Origin of the sequence: Pelagibius litoralis (genome assembly GCF_011683915.1) — a bacterium.
Classification (GTDB): Bacteria; Pseudomonadota; Alphaproteobacteria; order Kiloniellales; family Kiloniellaceae; genus Pelagibius; species Pelagibius litoralis.
The window spans coordinates 89,641-98,212 of sequence record NZ_JAAQPH010000022.1; the positions used below are offsets into that span (position 1 = coordinate 89,641).

An 8,572-nucleotide genomic window follows, 5' to 3' on the forward strand; every position below is an offset into this window, starting at 1 on the left:
TCGATGAACCGAGAAATCGAGGGAATCGGCCAGGGCAGGGCTGTGCCTTCGCCGCAAGGACCGTCGGCCGACTTGCAGAGCCCGTCGGTCTTCGTGGCGCAGGATGCCTCCGCTGGTGAGAGCCCGATTGTTACCGTCGCGGCCATCGGCGGCTTGGATGAGGGCGGCCCCGCACACCTTGTGATCAACGAGATCGGTATCTCCGCCGCGCTCGACATCCCGCCGCTTGGCGACAGCGGAAGCGATGATGGGTTGCCAGCGGCCCCTCAAGAAACAGCGATGCTCTATAACTTCGTGGAGTTCTACAACAACACCGGGGCCCAGACAGAGACCTTCGCCAATTCGGTGGAGTTCCTGAATCCTGCGGGCGATGTCGTGGTGCTGGATTTGCCGGATGGGATTGTGATCCCGCCCGGCGGTCACCTGGTTCTGTACCAGGACGCTTCGGCGGATGCGGGCGGCGATACCACGGTGATCGTCCGGGTCTTCGATGTGTCGGGCGCCCCGGTCGACGGGTTTGCGATTGCCGATATCCTGCCTTGGGCGTTGGGTGAGGATACCACGGCGCCGCTGGCGGTGAATTTGGTTTCCGGCGACGCCGAGTCCCTGGACAGCTTTGCGGCCAACCTCACCACCGCCGACCTGGGCGCGCTGGCCGCAGCGGGGTGGAATGCCGGCGGCCTGGTTCCGGATAACGCCGATCTCGGCTTTCAGACCTTCAACGGCAGTTTTACCAATGACCACCAGGTCTTCTCCCGGGTTTTCGATGAGAACGATCCGGGCTCCGGCGGGCCGCTCGACAGCGACAGCGCGTCGGATTGGACGACCTCCGTAACAGCGACGGATGGTCGGTTGAACGACTTGGTCGAGGTATTGGACCCCAACCCGGCGGACCCGCAACGCGATGATCTCAATCCCGGTCAGGCCAACTCTGACCCGGCGGCCGGCCAGACCGTCCTGGCCGCGGCGAGCGGTGCCGGCGCGCTGCTGGAAGGCGGCCCTGGACCCGATTTTCTTTTCGGTGCCGGCGGCGACGATACGCTCTATGGCGGCAGCCAGGCGCTGGTGGCGGCGCAGGCAGAGGCGGCCGCCGATGGCGGTGCGGGCGCGGTTTTCGCTGATCACAACGACTTTCTGAGCGGCGACGCCGGGGACGACGCGCTTTATGGCGGTTCCGGCGGCGACTATCTGATCGGCGGCGCCGGACGGGACACTCTGGATGGCGGTACGGGTGACGACAGGATTTTCGGCTACGCGGCCCCTCTCGGCGGCGTCGATGACGGCTTCGATCCGGGCGACGGCGGCCAGACGCAGGCCGACAGCATTGCCGGGGATATCTTTGACGGGGGGTCGCTCGACTACGGGCCTCCGCCAAGCGACGCCTTTGCGCGGATCGAACAGGGTGGGGATGACACGATTGACGGCGGCCCGGGGGACGACCTGATAGCGGGCGAGGCCTTGGCTGTGACAACGAATTTCGCCGGCGCCACGGTGGTCAATCGCGATCGTGCCGACCCCCAAGCCTCCGCCGGCAATGACCTTATCCTGGGGAACGACGGCGATGACACAGTCGCCGGAGAGGCGCTTGCATTCGATGAGGCGCCCAGCGCCGGGGCAACGGCCGAGAACGTAGCGGCGCAGGGTGGCACCGTCGGTTCGGACATCATAGAGGGTGGAGACGGAAGCGATGTCATCGTAGGCGACGCCCTGGCCATAACCCGTAGTGACGGCTTCGGTGCTTTCGCGGAGGCCCGAAACCTGTCGACCAGTGGGACGGCGGGCAGCGACCGTCTGGAGGGCGGTAGCGGGTCCAATCGTATGTCCGGCGATGCCCTGACTCGGGACGCCTCCCGTGGCGGGGGCAGTGTAGTGGTCGAGAACCAAGCCGAGGGACCGGGGGCCTCCGCCGGCGATGATACGCTGATCGCGACCGATGGCGACGATAGTATGGTGGGGGATGGTTTTGGATCGGTTGCCACGCCCAGAGTAACCAACAGCGCCTCGGCAGGTGCCTCTGCCGGCAACGATCTGCTGCTTGCCGGCGATGGCGCAAACAAGGTTGCTGGTGAAGCCTATGCCATTTTCTTCGATATCCGCGCCGTTGGACCCATCCTTGGGCGGAACCGTGCCGACGATGGCGCCGCCGGAAACGATACGATCGTGACGGGTTCCGGCAATGATGTGATCGCGGGTGAATCCTTCAAGCTTGCCGACAGTGAGGCCAGGGGCGCGGCCGGGGCGGCCGGCAACGACTCTATCTCAGGCGGTGGTGGAAACGACACCATTGCCGGTGACAGCTTGGCAGAGATTGATCGGCAAGGGTTCTCGGAGGCACTTGCGAAGGCATCGGAGGGAGGTGTCGCTTCGGCAGACCGAATCAGTGGCGGGGCCGGCGCCGACACCCTGGCCGGGGACTCGCTGACAATCTCGACAGGCGATTTTGCAGAGGCGCACAGCAGCAACAACGCGGAGGGCGGGTCGGCCGGCGACGATATCATCAGCGCCGGCAGCGGTGCGGACCTCGTGTCCGGTGATGCAATGGTCGTTTCCCCGGAGGGAGAGGCCAGGGCAACGGCTGAGAATACTGCCGCCGGTGCTTCCTCGTCGGCCGGCAACGATGACCTGCGCGGCCTTGACGGCCTCGATTCGATTGCCGGGGATGCCTTATCGTCAACGCGAGGGCCTTTGGCCAATGCGTCGGTCAAGAACAGCTCGCTCCTGGACGACCCTGGCAAAAGCGCCGCCGGTGCCGACACCATCAGTGGCAATGGGGGCGCTGACAGCGTGTCGGGCGATGCGATGGCGATTTCTGCGTTCTCAAGTGTCGAGGCTTTGGTGGAGAACACCGCCGTCGGCGGCATCGCCGGCAGCGACGTGATTGCCGGGCAGGGGGGAAACAATATCTTGGCCGGCGATGCCTTCGCCTCCGGTGGCGGTAGTGTCCTGGCCGAAAGTGAGAACCAGGCAGAGCGGGGACAGGCTTCTGCGGGCAGCGATACCCTGACCGCGGGGAGTGGCAACGACACCCTTGCAGGCGATGTACTGGCTTTGGTTCAAAGCAGTTTCTCGGATTTCCGCTCGGCGACGGGGCGGAACACTGCATCGGATGCCGGTTCTGCCGGTAACGATCTGTTGGTTAGCGGTAGCGGCTTTGGCAAGTTGTCCGGCGATGTCTTGCTGATCAAGAAGCTGGACGACAGCGCGTCTCTTGAGGCCGCACAGGCATTTAACCAGAGCAGCGGCGGCGCTGCTGGCAACGACACGCTGCTTGCCGGCAGCGGAAGAGATCTGATTGCCGGCGACAGCTTTGAACAAGCGAGGTTTGCGAAGGCGACCACGTCCAACGAAGCCAATGGGCCGGATGCGTCTGCTGGCAACGACAGCGCCTCCGGCGGTGGCGAGCGCGATTGGATTGCCGGCGACAGCCTGGCGCGGGGTGTTCAACAGGCTTCCGCCACTGCGACCGGCATCGCGATCGCGGGCGGTATTGCTGCGGCGGATATCATCCGCGGCGGTGCAGGTGACGACCGCCTGGCGGGCGATGCCCTGGCGCATGCGACCGAGGGGGACGTCGACGCTTCTGCCGAGAACCGGGCACAGGGCGGTCAGGCAGGTGGCGATACGGTCACCGCCGGCACAGGTAGCGATCTGGTTTCCGGTGACGGTCTGGCGGTGGCGATCGGTCATGCGAACGTACTGACAGAAAATACCTCTCTCGTTGCCGATTCGAGCGCCGGCGCCGACATACTGCGCGGACTTGACGGCCATGACAGTATCGCCGGGGACGCTCTTGCCGTTGGTGCCACTTCGGCCCGGGGGGAAGTAACGAACATCGCCTACGGCCACGAGGGCGCTTTTGCTGTGGCAGGCAACGACACCATCAGCGGCGATGGGGCGGCTGATGTGCTGGCTGGCGATGCCATGGCCCTGGCGGAAACCGGTTCTGCGGAAGCCATCGCCGTCAACACGGTCTACGGCAACGCGATGCCAGGCAATGCCGGTAGTGATGATATCGATGGCGGTGGAGGCTATAACCTGATTGCCGGCGACGCCCTGGCCGAGGGTGACTCCGGTTCGCTGGCACAGGTGCAAAACATCGTCGCTGCGGATGGTCATGCTGGAAGTGATGTGATCGTCAGCGGCGACGGGCTCGACACTCTCGCTGGTGATGCGCTAGTCCTTGGTGGTGGTATGGCGCAAGTCGCCAACATGGCGTCCAGCACGCTGTTGGATGCCACCAATCTCGCTTTTGCGGGTGATGACATCCTCGAAAGCGGGGGTCAGAACGACAGTGTTGCAGGCGACGCTCTGGCTGTGGGTGATGCTGCGATCGCCGGCGTCGAACAGAGCGCTGAAACAGAGGCCTTTCTGCTTGGTGCTGGCGAGGGATCGACAATCGCTTCGGCTGGCAGCGACAGCATCAACGGCGGAGCCAACAGCGACCTTCTGTCCGGCGATGCCATGTCCAGCGGCGACGGCAGCAGCGCCGGCGCAAGCAATAAAGCCAGCACCACCGCTTCAGTGGCGGGGGCCGGCCCCGATTTCGATGAGAGGGGCGAGCTGTTAGCAACGGCACGGGCCGGCGGCGACACCTTGTTGGGTGGGGGCGGCAACGACACTGTCGCGGGTGACGCCTTGGCGGCGGGGACAGCCGCCGTGGCGGTTGCTGACAACGAGACGTCGGTCACGCAGCTGCCAAGCGAATTCGGTCGCTTCGAGATCATCGCGGAAGCCGGCTCAGATGAGATTTACGGGGACGGCGTCGATGAAACAGGCAACGGCGGTAACGATGTCATTGTCGGCGACGCCCTGGCTACAGGAGCCCAAGGCGCGGCTGAAGCCTTCAATGTGGCGGCCTCGATCGCCGATACTTCCTCCCAGAGCACCGCATTTGGCTCTACCGGAGCCCGTAGCGGCGTCGACACTATCGATGCAGGGGTCGGCGAAAACGTCGTCGCCGGCGATGCGGCAACGACCCACGAAAGCGGTGGGGATGCCATCGCGAACAATACGGCCACAAGCGCAGATAGGGGAGGCGGTGCTCGTGCCGGCGATGACCGTATTCAGGCCGGCGCCATCAGCGGTGAAGGCTCCAACACGATATCTGGCGATGCCCTCACCATGGGCGCTGACAGCACGGCGCGGGCCAGCAGTACGGCGGAGGCACGGGACGGCGATGTCCTGGCCACCGCGTCCTGGGATTTCATCGATGTTTTCGGAAGCTCCTTCGACAAAGTAGCGGGCGATGCTTTAGCCTATGGCGCCCGTGCGCGGGCAGAGACCAGGAACACCGGTCTGGCTTCGGGTGAAGACGACGATGCATTTGCTTATGCATTGGCCGGCGGTGACCGTATCGACCTGGCGTCCACGCTCTATGCCATGGCTGCGGGGGACTCTCTGGCCTATGGGGAGGAGGGTGTCGCGGATGTAGAGAACACGTCGGTTTCCGAGTTGGGCGGTTATGCCCCCATCGGTGACGATGGGATCACCGGTGGACGGGCCGACGATACTCTGTCCGGTGATGCGTTGTCAGCGGGTGACAATGGAATGGCGATTGTTGCGAATCAGGCGACCGGGTTCGACTCTTCGGTGGCTCTGGCTGGAAACGATGTGCTTTTTTCCAACGATATCTGGGCCGACGAAGGCAGTGAGCTTAGGAACGACGGCGATGACGTCCTGGCTGGCGATGCCCTGGCTTTGGGCGCGGGCGCCTCGGCCGGTGTCACCAATACGGCAACCGCCAACGATACGAGCCTGGCCAGAGCTGGCGTGGACAATATCCTTGGAAACCTTGGATCAGACCTGATCGCCGGCGACGCCATGACATCCGATCTCCACGGCGGCAACGCCACCGTGGAGAACCTGGCGGTTGCCAACGAACAGGGCCGGCCGATGGCCGGAAGCGACACCATCTATGCCGGTGGCTTCAGTTTCGTCACGCCGGGTTTCTACGGCAACGACAGCGTCGCCGGTGACGCGCTGACGGTGGCAAGCCAGACCATGGCATTGACCAAAAACACCGCCTCCGTTTTCGGCGGAATTGGCCCGGCAAAGGCCGGTGACGATTCGATTTACAGCGGCGACGGTGTCTTAACGATCGCCGGAGACTCCCTCACCCTGGGTAACGGCTCCATCGCAGAGGTGGGGAATACCGCCAGCGGCGGCGGCGCCTCGGCCGGTAACGACTTGATACGCCTCGGCGATAACACAGAAGAGCGCGAGGGCGGCGCTGTTCCACTTTCACGGGCCGCTGGCGATGCTCTGGCCAGCGGGGGCGACGGTATTGCCCGGCTCGCCAACCGGGCCGAACTGTTGCCCGGTGCGGCGGTCGGCGAGAGTCAGGCCGGCAACGATACCATCATCGGCGGCGACGGTGGCTATGCCATTGCCGGAGATGCCTTGGCCAGCGGGCGAAACGGCGCCGCCGTGGTGGCCAACACGGCCGCAGCGGTGCTGGCCCTGCTCGGCAACGATGTGATCACTGTGACCGGAGTCGGCGCTGACCTGATTTCCGGTGACGCCCTGGCGACGGATGGCGGCGACGCATCGCTCTCTAACGATATTGCCGAAAGCCTGACCGGCTCCTCGGCCGGTAATGATTCGATCGTCGCGGATGCGGGCAACGATACCCTGGCCGGCGACGCCTTGTCGACCGGCGGTATGGCGTCGGTGATTATCGGCGGTGATGACACCATCTTCGGCGGTAGCGGCAATGACCTGATCTCCGGCGATGCCCTGGCTCTGGATGGCGGGACGGCGGAGTCGCGAGGCGGTGGCGACGATCTCCTCTACGGCGGCAGCGGTAGCGATACGGTCTATGGCGATTCCAACGGCGACGACTCGCAGGGCGGCGATGATTCGCTCTTTGGTGGCGCAGGGTCCGACTATCTGCTCGGCAATGCCGGGGAAGACCTGCTTGTCGGCGGTACAGGTGACGACACGCTGGATGGCGGCGACGGCAATGACACGCTGGAAGGCGGGGCGGGCAGCGATGTTTTCACCTTCACCGCCGGTCTGGTCGGCTCGACGGATGTGATAGCGGATTTCGTCGTGGCGGACGGCGATATCCTTGATCTCTCGGATCTCCTGGTCGGCCTCGGCGCAGAGGACGGGGCCAGCCTGGGCAGTTATCTGGAGGTTACCTACGACAACGTAGAGGGCAATAGCGTTATCGGCATCGACGTCGATGGCGATGACAGCGGGTTCAACGACTTCATCATTGTGGTGGAGGGCGTGAATTTGGTCGGCGGCGCGGGGACACAAGAGGACATTCTGCAGTCCCTCATCGATAGCGGAAGCCTGAATGCCTTGTGAGATGTCTGGGTGAGATGTCTGGGTGAGATGCTTGGTATCTCTGCTGTCGGTCTCGGCGGTTGCGGGCCCCCGCAACCAACTGGAGCCAAGATAATCCAACTAGATCAAAGACAAACCAAGGCGGTCCAACGGGCTGCCCTTTTGGCTGAACCAAAAATCAATGGCTTGGACCGTAGGTTCAAATCACCCCGCAACCAGATTGAGCCAGAAATTGCGCGATCTGGGGCAAATGTTCCTCTTTGAATGCCTTGGCTTCCGTTTTGGGGCAGTTGGATAGGCTTGGTAAGGAGCCGAAAACTTCCGATAGCATCCCGAAGCTGTCACTCGTAGTCTTTGGATCAGAAGTCTACTGTGCGGGACGAAGCTGTCATCTGGCTTTCCGTCTCAGATGTCTGCTATCCTTCAGCGAATATCAAAAATGAAAGACTTCTGATGGTACTTCCTGAGCCTCCCCTGAGGGGTGCCTGCCTTTGTGGAGCTGTGCAGGTCAACGTAACTGCATCACCGCTTCTGACTTTGGCGTGCCATTGTCGCGACTGTCAAAAACTATGCGCAAGCGCGTATTCACTGACCACGATGTTCCCGAGTGACGGTTTTTCCTACACGGGGGAACTGATCAAAGGCGGTCTCGGCTCAAGCGGGCGAACGCACTACTTTTGCAAATCATGCCTAAATTTTGTCTTCTCTCAAATTGGAGGAGCAGATCAGCGGATTAACCTACGCACATCGGTGCTCAGCGAAGCCGCGTCATTTGAGCCATTCGTTGAATTGATGACAGACGAAAAAATGCCTTGGGCAAGTGTTCCTGCCGTTCACAGTTTTGCTCAATATCCAGAGTCTCTCGAAGAGCTACAGGCCCTCATGGACGAGTATTCCGAGCGATAATTTTGGCGTCACGGTTTGGAAGATTTCAGCGAGCCGACACTTCGCCATGTCGAAAGCGGCCATTCATACACCGCGCAGCATCTGGCCTTTTGGGCTCCTTCCCGTCGCTCTCTGCACGTTGCACGAAAGTCTGCTTCGCCAATAAGCCTTAACTGCGCCGCCGCTGGAGTTCTGCCGTGGAACCAAGCCCAGCCAGGCGGCGAGTTGCCGGCCTGACTTGAACTGAGAAGCGTCGGTGATGGTGACGGAAAGGGCGTTGGCGACCACGATGCCGAACTCCGACAGATGGCTGCGAAGGGCGTTGGCCAGCATGGTGCGTTGGCGGACCAACAGGCTTCGGGTCCGGTGCCGCATCAAGACGCTTTGCTGTTCC

The 8,572-nt window shown here is 62.9% G+C and carries 2 protein-coding genes and 1 pseudogene; 2 read left to right on the forward strand and 1 reads right to left on the reverse strand.

Annotation, left to right across the window (positions count from 1 at the left end; translation table 11 throughout):
- Positions 1-3: 3 nt before the first annotated feature.
- Positions 4-7,314 (forward strand): type I secretion C-terminal target domain-containing protein, encoded by a 7,311-nt coding sequence (locus HBA54_RS23070; RefSeq protein ID WP_167229138.1) that lies wholly within the window; start codon positions 4-6, stop codon positions 7,312-7,314.
- A 432-nt stretch (positions 7,315-7,746) separates the two neighbouring features.
- Complete coding sequence (locus HBA54_RS29960; protein ID WP_167229156.1) at positions 7,747-8,199, forward strand: GFA family protein; 453 nt, start codon at positions 7,747-7,749, stop codon at positions 8,197-8,199.
- A 156-nt stretch (positions 8,200-8,355) separates the two neighbouring features.
- On the opposite strand, the pseudogene HBA54_RS29265 reads toward HBA54_RS29960, so the two are convergent.
- Positions 8,356-8,572 (reverse strand): annotated as a pseudogene (locus HBA54_RS29265) (transposase); the annotation flags it as partial.

Coding starts and splice junctions, on each gene's coding strand:
- HBA54_RS23070 (WP_167229138.1), top strand. CDS start 4: ATGAACCGAGAAATCGAGGGAATCGGCCAGGGCAGGGCTGTGCCTTCG.
- HBA54_RS29960 (WP_167229156.1), top strand. CDS start 7,747: ATGGTACTTCCTGAGCCTCCCCTGAGGGGTGCCTGCCTTTGTGGAGCT.